Genomic DNA, 14,974 nt, shown 5'->3' with positions numbered 1-14,974 from the left:
TCCGTGGCCCCCAAGAAGATCTCGGCTCGTGAACTGATCGGCCAGGTGTTCGACGCCGACAGCTTCGTCTCGTGGGACACCGTCCCGATCGACGTCTCGCCCGATCCGAAGTATCGGGCCGAACTCGATGCGGCCGCAGTGAAGTCGGGCGTCGACGAGTCCGTGATCACCGGCACCGCCACGCTCGGTGGTCGTCGGGTCGCGGTGATCGCGTGCGAGTTCGCGTTCCTCGCGGGCTCCATCGGGGTGGCGGCGTCCGAGCGGATCGTCACCGCGATCGAGCGGGCCACCGCGGAGGGGTTGCCGCTGCTCGCGTCGCCGACCTCCGGCGGTACCCGGATGCAGGAGGGCACGCTGGCTTTCGTGCAGATGGTGAAGATCGCGGCGGCCATCGCGGCACACAAGGCCGCGCACCTGCCCTACCTCGTGTATCTGCGGAACCCGACGACCGGTGGCGTGTTCGCGTCGTGGGGGTCGCTCGGGCACGTCACCATCGCCGAACCCGGCGCCCTGGTCGGGTTCCTCGGTCCCCGCGTCTACGAGGCCCTCTACGGCGAGAAGTTCCCGGAGGGGGTGCAGACGTCGGAGAACCTGTACCGCAACGGCGTGATCGACGGTGTCGCGTCGACGACGCAGTTGCGGGACCTCGTCGAGCGCGCGCTGCATGTGCTGGTGGATCCGGCCGACCCGCTCGATACGAGTATTGATCCTGTTGCAGAACAGGATGTTCCGGACGTCCCGGCGTGGCAGTCCGTCATGATCTCGCGCCGCGCCGACCGCCCCGGCATTCGCGAGCTGGTCCGTCACGCCACTTCCACCCGGGTACCGCTGAGCGGCACCGGACAGGGCGAGGTCGATTCGACGGTCCTACTGTCACTCGCCCGTTTCCAGGATCAGCCGTGTGTGCTGTTCGGGCAGGACCGCGCCGGCCAGTCGGCCCTGAACACGATGGGCCCGGCCGCGCTGCGCGAGGCCCGCCGCGGCATGCGGATGGCGGCCGAACTGCGGTTGCCGCTGGTGCTGGTGATCGACACGCTCGGCGCGGCGCTGTCGAAGGAGGCCGAGGAGCGCGGCCTGGCACCGGAGATCGCGCGGTGCATCTCCGATCTCGTCACCCTGCGCACCCCCACCGTCTCGGTGCTGCTCGGGCAGGGCACCGGCGGCGGCGCACTCGCGCTGCTCCCGGCCGACCGCGTCCTCGCCGCCCAGAACGGCTGGCTCGCACCGCTTCCCCCGGAGGGTGCGAGCGCGATCGTCCATCGCGACACCAGCCACGCGCCGCAGATGGCGGCGGCTCAGGGCATTCGGGCGCGGGACCTGCTGCGCGACGGTGTCGTCGACGGCGTCATCCCCGAGCGCCCGGACGCCGCGATCGAACCGGTCGAGTTCTCGAGGCGTGTCGGGGCGGCGATCGCGCGTGAACTCGTCGCGCTGGGCGGAATGTCGGGAGACGACCGGATTGCGGCCCGGGTCGCCCGCTACCGCACGCTGGGGTTGCCCGCGAGCTGACTCCCTCGGGGTCGACCCGGAGGACACTGGAGGTGAACACCCGCTCGGGACCGTGAAACGGGGGACGCGGAAGGGGACACCATGAATCAACCTCGCGGCGTCGGCGCGACGGCGGTGTTCGTCGCCGCGGCGAGAGCGCTGGAGAGCCAGCGCGAGGACCGGCTGTTCGACGACTTCGTGATCGAGTCCGTCGCCGGCGGCTGCGGTCCGCTGGTGTTTCTCGGCGCCGGGCTCGACACACGGGCCTTCCGGCTGCGCTGGCCGGCGCCCGTGACCGTCCACGAACTCGACACCGCGGACATGCTCGAGTTCAAGGCCTCGGTCGTGAGCGACGCCGCGCCGAACGAGAATGCGACCCGGGTGCCGATCCCGATCGACCTGCGCGACGACTGGCCCGCCGCCCTCCACGACGCCGGATTCCGCGACGACGTCCTGACCGCGTGGGTCCTCGAGGGCCTGCTGATGTATCTCACGGACGAGGACGTCGACGCACTGATGACCCGCGTCGGTGATCTCTCCGCCGGGGGCAGCGCGCTCGGGGCCACCGTCACCACCGTCGACTTCGCGTCGGTGATGGACGATGCGCCGATCTTCCAGGACAGCCCCTCAGCCGCGAGGAGTGGCTGAAGCTGCTCCGTTCGAACGGTCCCGCCGACGGTGGATGGTCTCGGCCACCAGGAAGTGACGACGGGACGGTTCCGCTAGCTCCGTGCCGCGGACCACTCCGCCAACTGGTCCAGCGCGGTCCGCGCGAGGGCCGCGGCCTCGTCCCGATTGACGCGGGAGAGCAGGAGCGCACTGATCGACAGCGACGTCAGGAGTCGGGTGCGATGCACGATCCGGTCGGCCGGGGTGCCGGGGTCGAGGGCGCGCAGCGCGTGGGCCAGCGCGGCGGCCAACTCCGATCGGTAGGCGTCGACCACCGCCCGCTGGGCGTCGTCGTGCGCGGCGAAGCCGGCGGCGCTGTTGAGGAGCAGGCAGCCGCGGCCCGGGTAGTCGTCGGGCAGGGATTCGAGCGCCTCGACGACACCGCAGTAGTACCGCGTCGCGGCGTCCGGGGCGGTGGGCTCGTCGGTGAGGATCCGCAGTCGCGGGCGCACGACGCGGTCCAGGTAGTCCTGCACGGCGGCGTCGAACAGACCGCGCTTGCTACCGAAGGCGTTGTACAGGCTCGACCGATTCAAGCCCGTGGCCCGCTCGAGGTCCGGAACGGACGTCTCCCCGAACCCCCTGTCCCAGAAGAGGTCCCGTGCCCGACCGACCACCGTGTCGGTGTCGAACTCCTGCGTCCGCGGCATGACGACCCTCACTTCTCGTTATGGAACGACCATTGCAGTATATATTGAAACGATCAGTTCAAAATAAGGAGGAGTGACCATGGTCGTCGCGGGACTGATTCTCGCCGCACTCGCCGGCGCGCTGCACGTCTACATCTTCTTCCTCGAGTCCATGCGCTGGACCGCCCCGCGCACCCGCGCGACGTTCGGCACCAGCGCCGAGGAGGCCGTCGCGACCAAGGAACTCGCCTTCAATCAGGGCTTCTACAACCTGTTCCTGGCGATCGTCACGGCCGCCGGCATCGTCGGTGTGCTGATCGGCGCGACCGCGGTCGGATCGGCACTCGTGTTCGCCGGAACCGGATCCATGTTCCTCGCGGCGCTCGTGCTGCTGCTGTCGTCGCCGGACAAGGCCCGGGCGGCGATCACACAGGGCACCCTCCCCCTCCTCGCCGTCGTTCTCCTCACGCTCGGACTGATCCTCTGAACCCCGCACACCCCCGAAGGGACAGACCCATGTCGACCAGCACCCAGATCCAGCTCACCGCCCGCCCGACGGGATGGCCCACGCCCGACAACTTCCGGACCGTGACCGTCGAACTGCCCGACCTCGCTCCCAACCAGGTGCGGGTGGCCAACGAGTTCCTCTCCGTCGATCCGTACATGCGCGGCCGGATGAACGATGTGAAGTCGTACGTGCCGCCGTTCGCCCTGGGCGAGACGATGACCGGTGGCGCGGTGGGCCGGATCGTCGAGTCGACGTCGCCCGCCCACCCCGTCGGATCCGTCGTCGTGCACGATTTCGGCTGGCGCGACGTCGCCCAGGGTGATGCCGCGAGCTTCCTTGTCGTGGAAGAGATTCCGGGGGTTCCGGTCTCCGCGTACCTCGGCATCCTCGGGCTGACCGGATTGACCGCATACGTCGGGCTGATGCACATCGCCCACCTGAAGCCGGGCGAGTCCGTGTTCATCTCCGGCGCCGCGGGCGCCGTGGGCACGGCCGCCGGGCAGATCGCCCGACTCGAGGGCGCCGCCCGGGTGATCGGTTCCGCGGGGACCGCCGCGAAGGTGGAGCTGCTCACCGACCGCTACGGATACAGCGCGGCGTTCGACTACAAGCAGGCGCCCGTGCGGGACCAGCTGCGAGAGATCGCCGGGGACGGCATCGACGTCTACTTCGACAACGTCGGCGGCGACCACCTCGAGGCCGCCCTCGACGTGATGCGGGGCGGCGGCCGGGCCGCGCTGTGCGGCGCCATTGCGGCCTACAACGCGACCGAGCGCACCCCCGGTCCCGACAACATGGCCAACATCATCACCCGCGGACTGACCCTGCAGGGCTTCACGCTCGGCAACTACACCCACTTCTTCCCCGAGTTCGCCGCCAAGATGGGCCCCTGGCTGGCATCCGGCGACGTGGTGTTCGAGGAGACCGTCGTCGACGGCATCRACAACTCCGTCGACGCCTTCCTCCAGCTCATGCGCGGCGCAAACATCGGGAAGATGTTGGTGAAGATCTAGGCATCCGGCCCCGATCGCACGCGCAGGAGCGGTCGAACGGAGGAGGGTCACTCACGGACCCGGACGTAATCGGTTGTGCTGGAGTCCACTCCAGCTTCTGGAGTCCGGGTATGCACCCAATCCTCCAGCCCACCGCGCTCCTGGAGATCGACTTCCAGTGGGATCACGGTGATACGAGATCGGCGAACTTGCGTTGGAGTGCACTCCAGCGCCTAGCGTCGCAATCATGACCGCTTCACTGGGAATCGCATCTGTAGCAGAGGTCACAGGTCTCACGCAGGACACGCTTCGCTGGTACGAGCGCGAGGGTCTCATTCCACGCGTTGCGCGTGGCACCGACGGACGACGCCGATACGACAATGCATCCATTCGGATCATCCAGCTCATCGTCCGGCTCAAACGCACGGGCATGCCGGTGGCGGAGGTCCGCCGGTTCCTCGCGATGTACGGAGAGGGGGCCGCGAGCCACGGTCGGCGCATGGCATTGCTCGAGGAACACCGTGCCCGAGTGGCGACTCAGCTCGCCGAGCTGCGAGAGGACCTCGCTGCCGTCGACGACAAGATCCGCCATTACCGCGGACTCATAGCGGACGGCCTCGACTGCGACGACACCCCGATTACCGATACCTCCATCCGCGAGAGACAAGGTCAACCGGCATGACAGAACACTCCCCCACCAATCCTGATGTCGTATCAATCGTGGAACTCGGTGATGGTCTCTCCGTTAGCCGAATGGGCCTCGGAGCCATGGCATTCAGCCATGTCTACGGCCGGTCGGATCCGGCAGAAGCCCTGCAAACCATCAACCACGCCATCGACATCGGGATCTCCTTCATCGACACGGCCGATGTGTACGGTGAACCCCGACCGGGAGCCGAGGGGCCCGCCGGAACCAACGAGGAACTCATCGCAGAAGTGCTGCGGCACCGGCGCGACGAGGTGCGGCTGGCGACGAAGTTCGGAATCACCGGCACGGTCGGGGGCAACCCGGGCGGCAACTCGATCCGTGGCGATCGCGACTACGTGAAGTCGGCTTGCGAAGCGTCACTGCGGCGGCTGGGAACCGATGTCATCGACCTGTACTACATGCACCGACGCGAACTCGACCGACCGATCGAGGAAACGGTCGGCGCTATGGCCGAACTCGTCCGCGAGGGCAAGATTCGACACGTCGGCCTGTCGGAAGTTACCGGCGACGAGTTACGCGCAGCGGCGGCTGTACATCCGGTGGCGGCAGTTCAGAGCGAGTGGAGCATCTGGTCGCGTGATGTGGAACGGCACGTGGTATCTGCGGCGATCGAGGTCGGGGCGGGATTCGTTCCGTACTCTCCGCTGGGTCGGGGATTTCTCACCGGCACGCTGACGAGGGAGTCCGTCGCGAACTCCATGCGCGCCGGACAGCCGCGATTCGATCAGAACTTCGAGGCGAACCAAGCGGTCGTCGACATCGTCCGGTCGATCGCCCACGAGATTGACGCAACCCCGGCGCAGACTGCCCTGGCCTGGCTCTACTCCCGCGGCACGCGGATGGGGATACCCGTCGTACCGATCCCAGGAACTCGGCGAGCGGCACGGGTCGACGAGAACGCCGCGTCGCTGTCGATATCACTGTCCGACGAACAGCTGACGCGCCTCGACGGTACAGCCGACATGGCCGCAGGCGGCAGAAATCTCACCTTCAATGGACCGCAGTGGATCTCGGCCGGACGCGAGTGACCTGAACGTCCGACGTCGCGAACATCGACGGGGTGGCGCTGTGGCCGTTCGGCAGTTGAACCCGGCCGGCAGGGGTCAGGAACTGCCGATCATGGCCGCCGGCACGATGACGGCCACCATGACGGCGGTGTTGATCGCGTCGACGGCCTTGCGCACCGCGGCTCCCGCCCATTCGCCGTCCGCAATATCCTTGGCACGCTTGCGGATCGCCTTGCGATCGGCGTCGGGGAACGCCTTGGCCGCGGCGTCGACGGCGGACAGCAACGAGACCAGCGCGGCGGTGCGGGGACCGGGGTCCAGGCCCTCGATCAGAACACCGGACAGCTGGTCCCGGACCGCACGCTCGTGGCTCTCGTCGACCGGCGGCCATGTCTTCGTGGGGAAGATCCCGAGAACCTTGCGGCGGCCCTCGCGAACCCAGCCGCGGCCGATCACCCGCTCGAACACCGCGATCCGCAGTTCGGCGTCGAGCTTCTCGATCACGGTCTCGGGCTTCATCGGCCGGCCGGCATCGCGGATCACGTCGAGGGTGCGAGCGAGGATCGGATCGTCGGGGGTCCCGTCGAGTCGCACGGCCAGGCGACCCTTCTTGACGTCCTCCCCCGCCTCGGCGGGCGTGACGTAGCCGTCGAGGGCGAGCTCGAGCAGCACGGCGCCGGCGAGCACGCGGGGCAGTTTCGTGCCGTCCACGAGCGGGGTGCCGGACTCGTCGTCGAGCAGCAACAGCAGCAGATCTTCGGCGATGAGCGTCATGGCTCCACCGTACGGATCCCGGATGTGGCAGGGTCCGACCATGCCCGATGTCTCCCAGGTGGCCGACGCGCTGGCCGAGAACGCCGACGCGGGCGACGCGCAGCACCTCCAGCGGTTCTTCAAGACCGGCCCCGGTGAGTACGGCGAGGGCGACGTCTTCATCGGGGTGCGGGTGCCCGCGATCCGCAAGCTCGCGAAGCAGTTCGCCGCACTCCCGCTCACCGAGGTCGACGTCCTACTCGACTCCCCCGTCCACGAGCACCGCCTCGCGGGCCTGCTGATCCTGGTCGAACAGTTCGGCCGGGCGAGCGCGGTTCGCACGCGGGACGACGCCGCGCGTGGACGGATCGCGGACAGCTATCTCGCGGCGGTCCGACGGGGACGGGTGAACAACTGGGACCTGGTGGACCAGTCCGCCCCGTACATCCTCGGCGACTGGCTGTACGACCGTCCTCGCGATCTCGTCTTCGAGCTGGGAACCGACGAGGACCTGTGGCGCCGCCGGGTTGCGCTGCTGACGACGTTCGGATTCATCCGCAACGGTGACGCGTCGACCACCCTCGCGATGGCGGCCCGCGTCCTCGGGGATCGGCGCGACCTGACGCAGAAGGCGACCGGGTGGATGTTGCGGGAGGTGGGCAAGCGGGTGGACCGCGTCCTGCTCACCGGATTCCTCGACGAGCACGCCGCCGACATGGGCGCGACCGCGCTGAGCTACGCGACCGAGCATCTCGACACCGACCTGCGCGCGCACTACCGGAGCCTGCGCCGACGGTGACTCGGACAACCGTCCATGCCGTTCACCGACCGTTCCCCACCGTCCGGCGCACGCCGAACCCACGGAGGGCGGACCGACACGTCGAACGACCACCGGTCGAATAATGTGTTGTGTGCATCACAGATGCGTGGTCAGTTACCGAGAGGACACGAATCGATGAGCCCAGCCGAGCACGCAACAGGCGCGTACGCCGAGGCCTTCCGCCAGAGCGTGGAGCAGCCGGAGAAGTTCTGGCTCGCCGCCGCCGACGCCGTCGAGTGGGACACCGCGCCGACCCGCGCCCTCGACGACTCGAACGCGCCCGCGTACCGCTGGTTCCCGGACGCCGCCCTCAACACGTGCTTCAACGCGCTCGACCGGCACGTGCGCGACGGCCACGGCGACCAGGCCGCGCTGATCTACGACTCGGCCATGGTTCCGGCCCAGCGCACGTACACCTATGCCGAACTGCTGGCGGAGGTCGCGCGCTTCGCGGGTGTGCTCGCCGAGCAGGGTGTCGTCGCCGGCGACCGCGTCATCATCTACATGCCGATGATCCCCGAGGCCGCGATCGCGATGCTCGCGTGCGCGCGCATCGGCGCCGTCCACTCGGTCGTGTTCGGCGGCTTCGCCGCCAAGGAGCTCGCCACCCGCATCGACGACGCCCAGCCCGTCGTGCTGGTCACCGCCTCGGGCGGCCTCGAACCCGGCCGCACCATCGAGTACCTGCCGATGGTCGATCAGGCGCTGGGGATGTCGGCGCACCCGCCGCACACCGTCATCGTCAAGAACCGCGAGACGATCCCCGGCTCGGCCGCCGACTACCGCGACCGCGGCGCGGCGTGGTTCGACTGGGACGAACTTGCCGCCGACGCAACCGATGCCGCGCCGGTCTCCGTTGCGGCCACGGACCCGCTGTACATCCTCTACACCTCCGGCACCACCGGAAAGCCCAAGGGCGTCGTCCGGGACAACGGTGGTCACGCCGTCGCGCTGACGTGGTCGATGCGCAACATCTACGACATCGGTCCCGGCCAGGTCATGTGGACCGCGTCCGACGTCGGCTGGGTCGTGGGCCACTCCTACATCGTCTACGCGCCGCTGCTCGCGGGTGCGACCACGGTGATGTACGAGGGCAAGCCCGTCGGCACGCCCGACGCCGGCGCGTTCTGGCGAGTCGTCCAGGAGCACAACGTCTCCGCGCTGTTCACCGCCCCCACCGCGATCCGCGCCATCCGCAAGGCCGACCCGGATGCGAACGAGCTTGCCAAGTACGACATCTCGTCGATGACGACGCTGTTCGCGGCCGGCGAGCGCCTCGACCCCGACACGTACGTGTGGGCCACCGAGAAGCTCGGTGTCCCGGTGATCGACCACTGGTGGCAGACCGAGACCGGCTGGGCGATCTGCGCGAACATGCGTGGGCTGGAACCGATGCCGATCAAGGCCGGCTCCCCCACCGTGCCCGTCCCCGGCTACCGGGTGGGCATCGTCGACGGCGAGGGCGCCCCCGTCTCGGCCGGCACCGAGGGCAACATCGTGATCGCCCTGCCGCTGCCCCCGGGCACCCTGGCCGGGCTGTGGCGCGACGAGGACCGGTACGTGAAGTCGTACCTGTCGACGTTCGACGGGTACTACCTCACGGGCGACTCCGGCTACATCGACGAGGACGGCTATGTCTTCGTCCTCGGCCGCAGCGACGACGTCATCAACGTTGCCGGGCACCGGCTTTCGACGGGCAGCATGGAGGCCGTGGTCGCCGGGCACCCGGCGGTTGCCGAGTGCGCCGTCATCGGCATCCACGACGAACTCAAGGGCCAGCGCCCCAGCGGCTACGTCGTCCTCAAGGCGGGTGTGGAGATCGACGACGAGGTGCTGCGCAAGGAACTGGTCGCGATGGTGCGCGAGCAGATCGGTGCCGTCGCTACGTTCCGCGACGTCACCGTCGTGCAGGCGCTGCCGAAGACCCGCTCCGGCAAGATCCTGCGCAAGACGATGCGTCAGATCGCCGACAACGCCGAGTACACCGTGCCGTCCACGATCGAGGATCCCTCGGTCCTCGAGGAGCTCGAGAAGCTGCTGCGCGGATAGGAACCGCCGTCGACGGAAAGGCTCCGCACCRCAAGGTGCGGAGCCTTTCCTATTTCGGATAAATGGGACCAGTCGAATCAATTCGACCAAACGACATATAAGTTCAATCACCCAAACCCGCAGGTCAGGACATGCGCCATCCTTGACCATCACGGTACGATCACGGTAGGTTCACGGACAGGGTTTCACCCGATCCTCGATTCGACGCCACCGATTCGCATTTGCCCGAGGGGGAGAATTGTCCGCAGTCGCCACGCCGTCCGTCCACGCCCTCCTGCGTGATCTCGTCGCGAACAGCCCGCGGCGCCATTTCCTGCACGACACCGAGGGCGTGGAGCTGTCGAACCAGGGTGCCCTGCTGCGCGAATTCGTCGCGACGGTCCAGGCGTGCCTGGAGCGGGACCTGAACGCCCTCCGCGAGTCGGAACGCAAGGAGCGGTCCACCGATCCCGACTGGGCCGACGGACCGGGCATACGTTTGATCGCGTCGATCGCCCAGTACGACGAGATCCTGAACACGCTGCTCGACGCCGTCGCGCCGTTCGAGGCCGGACGCATGACGACCGTGTGGACACTGCTCGGGTCGGCCGCCGAACGACTCCGCATCCTGGCTGCGCTGGAATCATCCGCGGGCGAGCGGGTGGCGGCGCAGCTCGCGGCCGCATCGGCGCGCACCCGTGGCCGGCTCACCGCGGCGGCGGCGTCCGAGAACGTCGACCTGGACCTCCCGGCCGCCTTGGTGTCCGCGGAGCTTGTTGCGACGGAAACCGATCCGCTGCCACTGCCCGGTCCGCATGCACCGGTCGCCGCGCTGGTCGAACTCGTCGAACTGGGCGCCGCCACCGCGCGTGACGGCGGCCCGCTGGACGTGCAGTCGCTGCACGCGTCGCCGCACGCCACCGACTACGTCCACCTGGCCACCGTCGGCGGCTACCAGTTCCATCTTGTGCTCGAGATCGTGCGCGAGGCCACCGACGCGTTGTGTTCCGTGGCCGACCTGCTGACACACGAGTCCGTCTGGAGCGAGTGGGCCGCCGACGTCCGGGCGGCCGTCGAGTACGCGTGGGCGTGCATCTGACGGCTCGCCCGGCACGCTAGCGGCGGACGGGCACCGGATCGACCAGGACGCAGCGAGCACCCGAGAAGATCGTCGGCATGCACTTGTTGCAGTGGATGCACAGCGACCGGGTGCGCGACTCGGCCTCGATGCGGTTGATCAGGTCCGGCTCCCGCAGCAGCGCGCGGGCCATCGCGACGAACTCGAAGCCCTCGGCCATCGCGGTGTCCATGCCGGCCTTGTCGGTCACGCCGCCCAGCAGCACCAGCGGCATCTTCACCGCAGCCCGGATCTGCCGGGCCTCCTCGAGCATGAACAGCGGCTCGTACGGGTAGGTCTTGATGAACGCCTTGCCGACCATTTGCACGCCGAGCTTGATCGGCTGCGGCATCGCGTTGGCGAAGTCGCGGACCGGGGCGTCGCCCTTGAACAGGTACATCGGGTTCAGCAGCGAACTGCCCATGGTGAGTTCGAGGGCGTCGAGGCTGCCGTCGGCCTCGAGCCACTGGGCCACCTGGATCGCCTCGTCCACCCAGAAGCCGCCGGGCACGCCGTCGTCCATGTTGAGCTTGGCGAGGATCGCGATCCGGTCACCGACGGCCTCGCGTACGGCACGCGCAGTCTCCAGCACGATCCGCGCCCGGTTCTCGAGCGATCCGCCGTAGTTGTCCTTGCGCTTGTTCAGCTTGGGGCTCAGGAACGAACTCGCGAAGTAGTTGTGGCCGAAATGGATCTCGACGGCGTCGAAGCCGCCCTCGATCGCGAACTTGGCGGCGTCGGCGTGCGCCTGGGTGATCCGTGCGATGTCGGCGGCGGTCGCGGCGTGGATCTTCTTCATGCTCATGGGGTTGAACGACGTCGACGGTGCCAGCGCCGGCAGCCGGTTGGACTTCTCGTTCGCGACCGGACCGGCGTGCCCGATCTGCGCGGACGCCGCGGCGCCCTCGGCGTGGATGGCGTCGGTCAGCCTGCGCAGTCCCGGCACCACCTCGGGACGCATCCACAGCTGCCCGCGTTCGGTGCGCCCCTCGGGCTGCACGGCGCAGTACGCGACGGTCGTCATGCCGACACCGCCCGCGGCCGGCTGGCGATGGAACTCGATCAGCTCGTCCGTGACCAGCGCTTGCGGCGTCCGTCCCTCGAACGTCGCCGACTTGATGATGCGGTTGCGCAGCGTGATCGGGCCCAGCTTGGCCGGCGCGAACACGTCAGGAGGAGCGATCTGGGACACCATGAAACCTTCCGTCGAGGGGCGGGCCGAGGCTATACCGCAGCCAGCGGTCTCGAAAGTGGGGGTGTCCACCCAGTGGGACACCCGGGCGATCAGCTCAGTTCGCCGTAGCGCGCCAGCGCCTCGCGCCGCTCCTCGGCGTGGTCGACGACCTGGCCGGGATAGTCGTCGGGGCGCCCGGCCTTCAACGCGTGCACCGCCTTGCCCTCGACGCCGCGCAGTTCGGGCACCCACCGCCGCACGTACTCGCCCGTCGGATCGAACTTCTCGCCCTGGCTGATCGGGTTGAACACCCGGAAGTACGGGGCCGCGTCGGTGCCGGACCCGGCGGTCCACTGCCAGCCGTGCTGATTCGACGCCAGATCGCCGTCCACCAACTGCTGCATGAAGTACCGCGCGCCGCGCCACCAGGGCAGGTGCAGGTCCTTGACGAGGAACGACGCCACGATCATCCGCACCCGGTTGTGCATCCACCCCTCGACGGCCAGCTGCCGCATGCCGGCATCGACGATCGGGTACCCGGTGCGGCCCGCGCACCACGCATCGAACAAGGCGTCGGCGTCCCGTCCGGTGTCGTGCCGGATCGCATCGAATCTGCGGTCGTAGTTGCGGCACGCGCTGTCGGGACGCTGGAACAGGATGTCCGCGTAGAAGTCTCGCCACGCGAGCTGGCGCCGGTACTGCTCGGCGCCGCGGCTGCGCCGGCGCGCCAGATCCGCGAGCATGGTGCGCGGGTGGATGTTGCCGAACTTGAGGTACACCGACATCCGGCTGGTGGTGTCGAGGTCCGGACGGTCACGTTCGTGGTCGTAGCGGATCAGGTCGTCGTCGCAGAACTCCCGCCACCGCGTCAGTGCCGCGCTCTCGCCCGCCTCGAGGCCCGGCTCCGACGGTGCCGGAATCGCCACTCGATCACGCAGCCCGCCAACGTCATCCGGGTCGATCCACGCGACGGTGTCCACGCCGGTCTGCGCGGGCCCGCGCCAGCCGTGGTCGAGCCACCGCTTGAACCACGGCGTGAACACCTTGTACGGGGTGCCGTCGTCCTTGGTCACCCGGCCCGGCGCGATCGCGTACGGCGAGCCCGTGGCCACCAACTCGACCTGCTCGGCCACCGCCGCGTCGCGCTCCCGCCCGTACGGCCCGTAGTCGGCGCTGACGTGCACCTCCCGCGCACCAACGGCTTTCGCGACCCGAGGGACCACCTCGGCAGGATCGCCGCGCATCACCAGCAGCCGCCCGTCCATCCGCTCGTCGAGCGCGACGAGGCTGCGGCACAGGAAGTCTCGACGGGGACCGCCGGACGGACCGAGCAGCCGGTCGTCGAGGACGAACAACCCCAACGCGCGCTCCCCCGCCGAACTCAACGTCGGCAGGTCCGCCAGTCGCAGATCGCGCCGAAACCACACAAGAGACTCGGCCACGTCGTCCTCTCCGTCGATGGTGCATGCGGTGCGCCACCCACGGTAGTTCAGCCGCCCTGGCCCGGATCCGGCTCCGACGCCGCTGACTCGGATCGGCGCCGACGCACCACCCGCACCGCCACCACCGTGAACAGCACCAGCACGAGCGCCAGCAGGATCCCCGCGTCGGAGACGTTCCGGGCCCATTCACTCAACGTGACCTGGAGCGAGAACTGGTCGTCCACGCCCATCACACTGCCGAGGTTCGCCGTCCCGTCCGTGACGAGGAAGAGGGCCCCGAGTGCCACGAACAGCAGGCCCGACACCAGCGACGTCGTGTGTAGACGCACCGGGCCGAGCGCGATCTGCTTGCCCCGCAACCACTGACGCCGTCCCAGTTCGAATCGATCCCAGAGCAACGCCAGCACGAAGAGCGGCACGGTCATCCCGAGCGCGTAGACGGCCATCAGCAGTCCGCCGTAGCCGGCACCGCCCCCGGCCACCGCGATCGTGAGAACGCTGCCGAGCAGGGGCCCGGAACAGAACCCGGCGAACCCGTAGACCGCTCCGAGCGCGAACACCGACACGGCCCCGGAGATGCGGACGGATCCCGCCGCGCGTTGCGCGGGAGAGAACGCGAATCCCCGGCCGAACACCGTCATCACACCGAGCGCGATCAGCACCAGACCGCTGACCGTCGTCACCGTCTCGCGGTGCTGGGTCAGCAACGATCCCATCGCCCCGAGACCGGCGCCGAGCGGCACCAGCACCACCGCGAGGCCGACGTAGAACACCGCGGTCCGGGCGGCGAGCCGTCCCACACCGTCGAAGGCGTAGGCGAAGAAGGACGGCAGTAGCAACGCCGAACAGGGACTTACCAGTGAGAGCAGACCGCCCAACAGCGCACCGAGCAGTCCGATGTCGGTCACGGCAGTTGCCCACCGGTCTTCGCGATCAACTGCTCGAAGACCGACAGCGGCTGGGCGCCGAGCACGGGATAGCCGTCGATCACGAACGACGGTGTGCTCGACACTCCGATCATGTTGGCCTCCATGACGTCCGACGCGATCTCGGTGTCCACCGAGGTGTCCGCGGCGTCACGCGCGAAGCGATCCAGGTCCGGCACGCCGGCCTGTTCCGCGAACCCCCGAAGTGCGGCCTGGTCGAAGGTCGGATGTCCGCGATCCGGCGCGGCGGCGTAGAGAGCCGAGTTGAACTCCCAGAACTTGCCCTGCGCGGCCGCGGCCCGGCCGGCCCGCGCGGCGACCATCGACTCCTCTCCGAAGATCGGCAGGTCGCGCCATTCGATCCGCAGCTTTCCCGCCTCGACGTACTTGTCGACGAGCTGGGGTTCGGTGTCGTGACTGAACTTCGCGCAGAACGGGCAGCGATAGTCCGAGTACACGACCAGCACCACCGGAGCGTCGACCGGTCCGCGCGCCAACGGGTCGCCGTCCACCCGGCGGGCCATGTCGCCGACCGGCCCGATTCCGGCCTCGAGACCTTCGGTGGCTGCCACCGCCGCCGAGGTCGGCTCGTCCGTGGTGCGCATCCGTTCCAGCACGAGAACCCCGGCCAGTACGAGCGCGACGACGCCGAGCGCTCCGAGCAGCCATACGTCCCGCCTGATCCCGAAGAGCTTGCTCCGCGACGCCATCC

Annotated in this window: 15 protein-coding genes; 9 read left to right on the top strand and 6 right to left on the bottom strand. The window is 68.8% G+C overall.

All coding sequences use genetic code 11. From position 1 onward, the window contains the following. Positions 1–3: 3 nt before the first annotated feature. Positions 4–1,509 carry a carboxyl transferase domain-containing protein gene (locus AB4Z09_RS08700; protein WP_442239553.1) on the top strand — a complete coding sequence of 502 codons (1,506 nt, stop codon included), beginning with the start codon at positions 4–6 and terminating at the stop codon, positions 1,507–1,509. Between the two features lie 81 nt (positions 1,510–1,590). After that, positions 1,591–2,136 (top strand): SAM-dependent methyltransferase, encoded by a 546-nt coding sequence (locus AB4Z09_RS08695; protein ID WP_442239552.1) that lies wholly within the window; start codon positions 1,591–1,593, stop codon positions 2,134–2,136. A gap of 74 nt (positions 2,137–2,210) precedes the next feature. On the opposite strand, the gene AB4Z09_RS08690 is transcribed toward AB4Z09_RS08695, so the two are convergent. Then, positions 2,211–2,807 carry a TetR/AcrR family transcriptional regulator gene (locus AB4Z09_RS08690; protein WP_114723015.1) on the bottom strand — a complete coding sequence of 199 codons (597 nt, stop codon included), beginning with the start codon at positions 2,805–2,807 and terminating at the stop codon, positions 2,211–2,213. A gap of 79 nt (positions 2,808–2,886) precedes the next feature. Between AB4Z09_RS08690 and AB4Z09_RS08685 the strand changes: the two genes are divergently transcribed. From AB4Z09_RS08685 to AB4Z09_RS08670, 4 genes are all read left to right on the top strand, one after another. Continuing rightward, complete coding sequence (locus AB4Z09_RS08685) at positions 2,887–3,273, top strand: DUF1304 domain-containing protein (protein WP_114722951.1); 387 nt, start codon at positions 2,887–2,889, stop codon at positions 3,271–3,273. A 29-nt stretch (positions 3,274–3,302) separates the two neighbouring features. Beyond that, positions 3,303–4,307 (top strand): NADP-dependent oxidoreductase, encoded by a 1,005-nt coding sequence (locus AB4Z09_RS08680; RefSeq protein WP_442239551.1) that lies wholly within the window; start codon positions 3,303–3,305, stop codon positions 4,305–4,307. A gap of 226 nt (positions 4,308–4,533) precedes the next feature. Then, complete coding sequence (locus AB4Z09_RS08675; protein ID WP_442239550.1) at positions 4,534–4,968, top strand: MerR family transcriptional regulator; 435 nt, start codon at positions 4,534–4,536, stop codon at positions 4,966–4,968. Beyond that, positions 4,965–6,023 (top strand): aldo/keto reductase, encoded by a 1,059-nt coding sequence (locus tag AB4Z09_RS08670; RefSeq protein ID WP_442239549.1) that lies wholly within the window; start codon positions 4,965–4,967, stop codon positions 6,021–6,023. Before AB4Z09_RS08675 ends, AB4Z09_RS08670 begins: the two co-directional genes overlap by 4 nt. Before the next feature lie 75 nt (positions 6,024–6,098). On the opposite strand, the gene AB4Z09_RS08665 is transcribed toward AB4Z09_RS08670, so the two are convergent. Beyond that, complete coding sequence (locus AB4Z09_RS08665; RefSeq protein ID WP_442239548.1) at positions 6,099–6,776, bottom strand: GOLPH3/VPS74 family protein; 678 nt, start codon at positions 6,774–6,776, stop codon at positions 6,099–6,101. 40 nt (positions 6,777–6,816) lie between these two features. On the opposite strand from AB4Z09_RS08665, the gene AB4Z09_RS08660 reads away from it, so the two are divergent. The 3 genes from AB4Z09_RS08660 to AB4Z09_RS08650 all read left to right on the top strand — a co-directional run bounded on the left by AB4Z09_RS08660 (position 6,817) and on the right by AB4Z09_RS08650 (position 10,702). Continuing rightward, positions 6,817–7,554: a DNA alkylation repair protein gene (locus AB4Z09_RS08660; RefSeq protein WP_442239547.1), complete on the top strand. Its 738-nt coding sequence runs from the start codon at positions 6,817–6,819 to the stop codon at positions 7,552–7,554. Positions 7,555–7,710: 156 nt separating this feature from the next. Then, the gene (locus AB4Z09_RS08655; protein WP_174908529.1) at positions 7,711–9,624 is read left to right on the top strand and encodes a propionyl-CoA synthetase; all 1,914 of its coding nucleotides are present in this window, start codon (positions 7,711–7,713) and stop codon (positions 9,622–9,624) included. A gap of 238 nt (positions 9,625–9,862) precedes the next feature. Beyond that, positions 9,863–10,702, top strand: a complete 840-nt coding sequence (locus tag AB4Z09_RS08650; RefSeq protein WP_174908527.1) for a hypothetical protein — start codon at positions 9,863–9,865, stop codon at positions 10,700–10,702. A gap of 16 nt (positions 10,703–10,718) precedes the next feature. Here the strand turns inward: AB4Z09_RS08650 and AB4Z09_RS08645 are convergent, their stop codons facing one another. From AB4Z09_RS08645 to AB4Z09_RS08630, 4 genes are all read right to left on the bottom strand, one after another. Next, positions 10,719–11,915 carry an NADH:flavin oxidoreductase gene (locus AB4Z09_RS08645; RefSeq protein ID WP_174908525.1) on the bottom strand — a complete coding sequence of 399 codons (1,197 nt, stop codon included), beginning with the start codon at positions 11,913–11,915 and terminating at the stop codon, positions 10,719–10,721. Positions 11,916–12,004: 89 nt separating this feature from the next. Beyond that, positions 12,005–13,336, bottom strand: a complete 1,332-nt coding sequence (locus AB4Z09_RS08640) for a cryptochrome/photolyase family protein (protein ID WP_442239546.1) — start codon at positions 13,334–13,336, stop codon at positions 12,005–12,007. Between the two features lie 47 nt (positions 13,337–13,383). Beyond that, positions 13,384–14,244 (bottom strand): cytochrome c biogenesis CcdA family protein, encoded by an 861-nt coding sequence (locus tag AB4Z09_RS08635; RefSeq protein WP_442239545.1) that lies wholly within the window; start codon positions 14,242–14,244, stop codon positions 13,384–13,386. Next, positions 14,241–14,972, bottom strand: coding sequence for a DsbA family protein (locus tag AB4Z09_RS08630; protein WP_442239544.1), 732 nt, complete (start codon positions 14,970–14,972; stop codon positions 14,241–14,243). The genes AB4Z09_RS08635 and AB4Z09_RS08630 overlap by 4 nt, the downstream gene beginning before the upstream one ends. Positions 14,973–14,974: the final 2 nt, after the last annotated feature.

The organism is Rhodococcus sp. TAF43 (assembly GCF_052113525.1).
Taxonomy (GTDB): Bacteria; Actinomycetota; Actinomycetes; order Mycobacteriales; family Mycobacteriaceae; genus Prescottella.
The sequence above is the reverse complement of the archived record's forward strand: the minus strand, read 5'-3'. Positions and strand labels throughout refer to the sequence as shown.

Coding starts and splice junctions, on each gene's coding strand:
- AB4Z09_RS08690 (WP_114723015.1), bottom strand. CDS start 2,807: ATGCCGCGGACGCAGGAGTTCGACACCGACACGGTGGTCGGTCGGGCA.
- AB4Z09_RS08665 (WP_442239548.1), bottom strand. CDS start 6,776: ATGACGCTCATCGCCGAAGATCTGCTGCTGTTGCTGCTCGACGACGAG.
- AB4Z09_RS08695 (WP_442239552.1), top strand. CDS start 1,591: ATGAATCAACCTCGCGGCGTCGGCGCGACGGCGGTGTTCGTCGCCGCG.
- AB4Z09_RS08675 (WP_442239550.1), top strand. CDS start 4,534: ATGACCGCTTCACTGGGAATCGCATCTGTAGCAGAGGTCACAGGTCTC.
- AB4Z09_RS08645 (WP_174908525.1), bottom strand. CDS start 11,915: ATGGTGTCCCAGATCGCTCCTCCTGACGTGTTCGCGCCGGCCAAGCTG.
- AB4Z09_RS08660 (WP_442239547.1), top strand. CDS start 6,817: ATGCCCGATGTCTCCCAGGTGGCCGACGCGCTGGCCGAGAACGCCGAC.
- AB4Z09_RS08685 (WP_114722951.1), top strand. CDS start 2,887: ATGGTCGTCGCGGGACTGATTCTCGCCGCACTCGCCGGCGCGCTGCAC.
- AB4Z09_RS08670 (WP_442239549.1), top strand. CDS start 4,965: ATGACAGAACACTCCCCCACCAATCCTGATGTCGTATCAATCGTGGAA.
- AB4Z09_RS08655 (WP_174908529.1), top strand. CDS start 7,711: ATGAGCCCAGCCGAGCACGCAACAGGCGCGTACGCCGAGGCCTTCCGC.
- AB4Z09_RS08630 (WP_442239544.1), bottom strand. CDS start 14,972: ATGGCGTCGCGGAGCAAGCTCTTCGGGATCAGGCGGGACGTATGGCTG.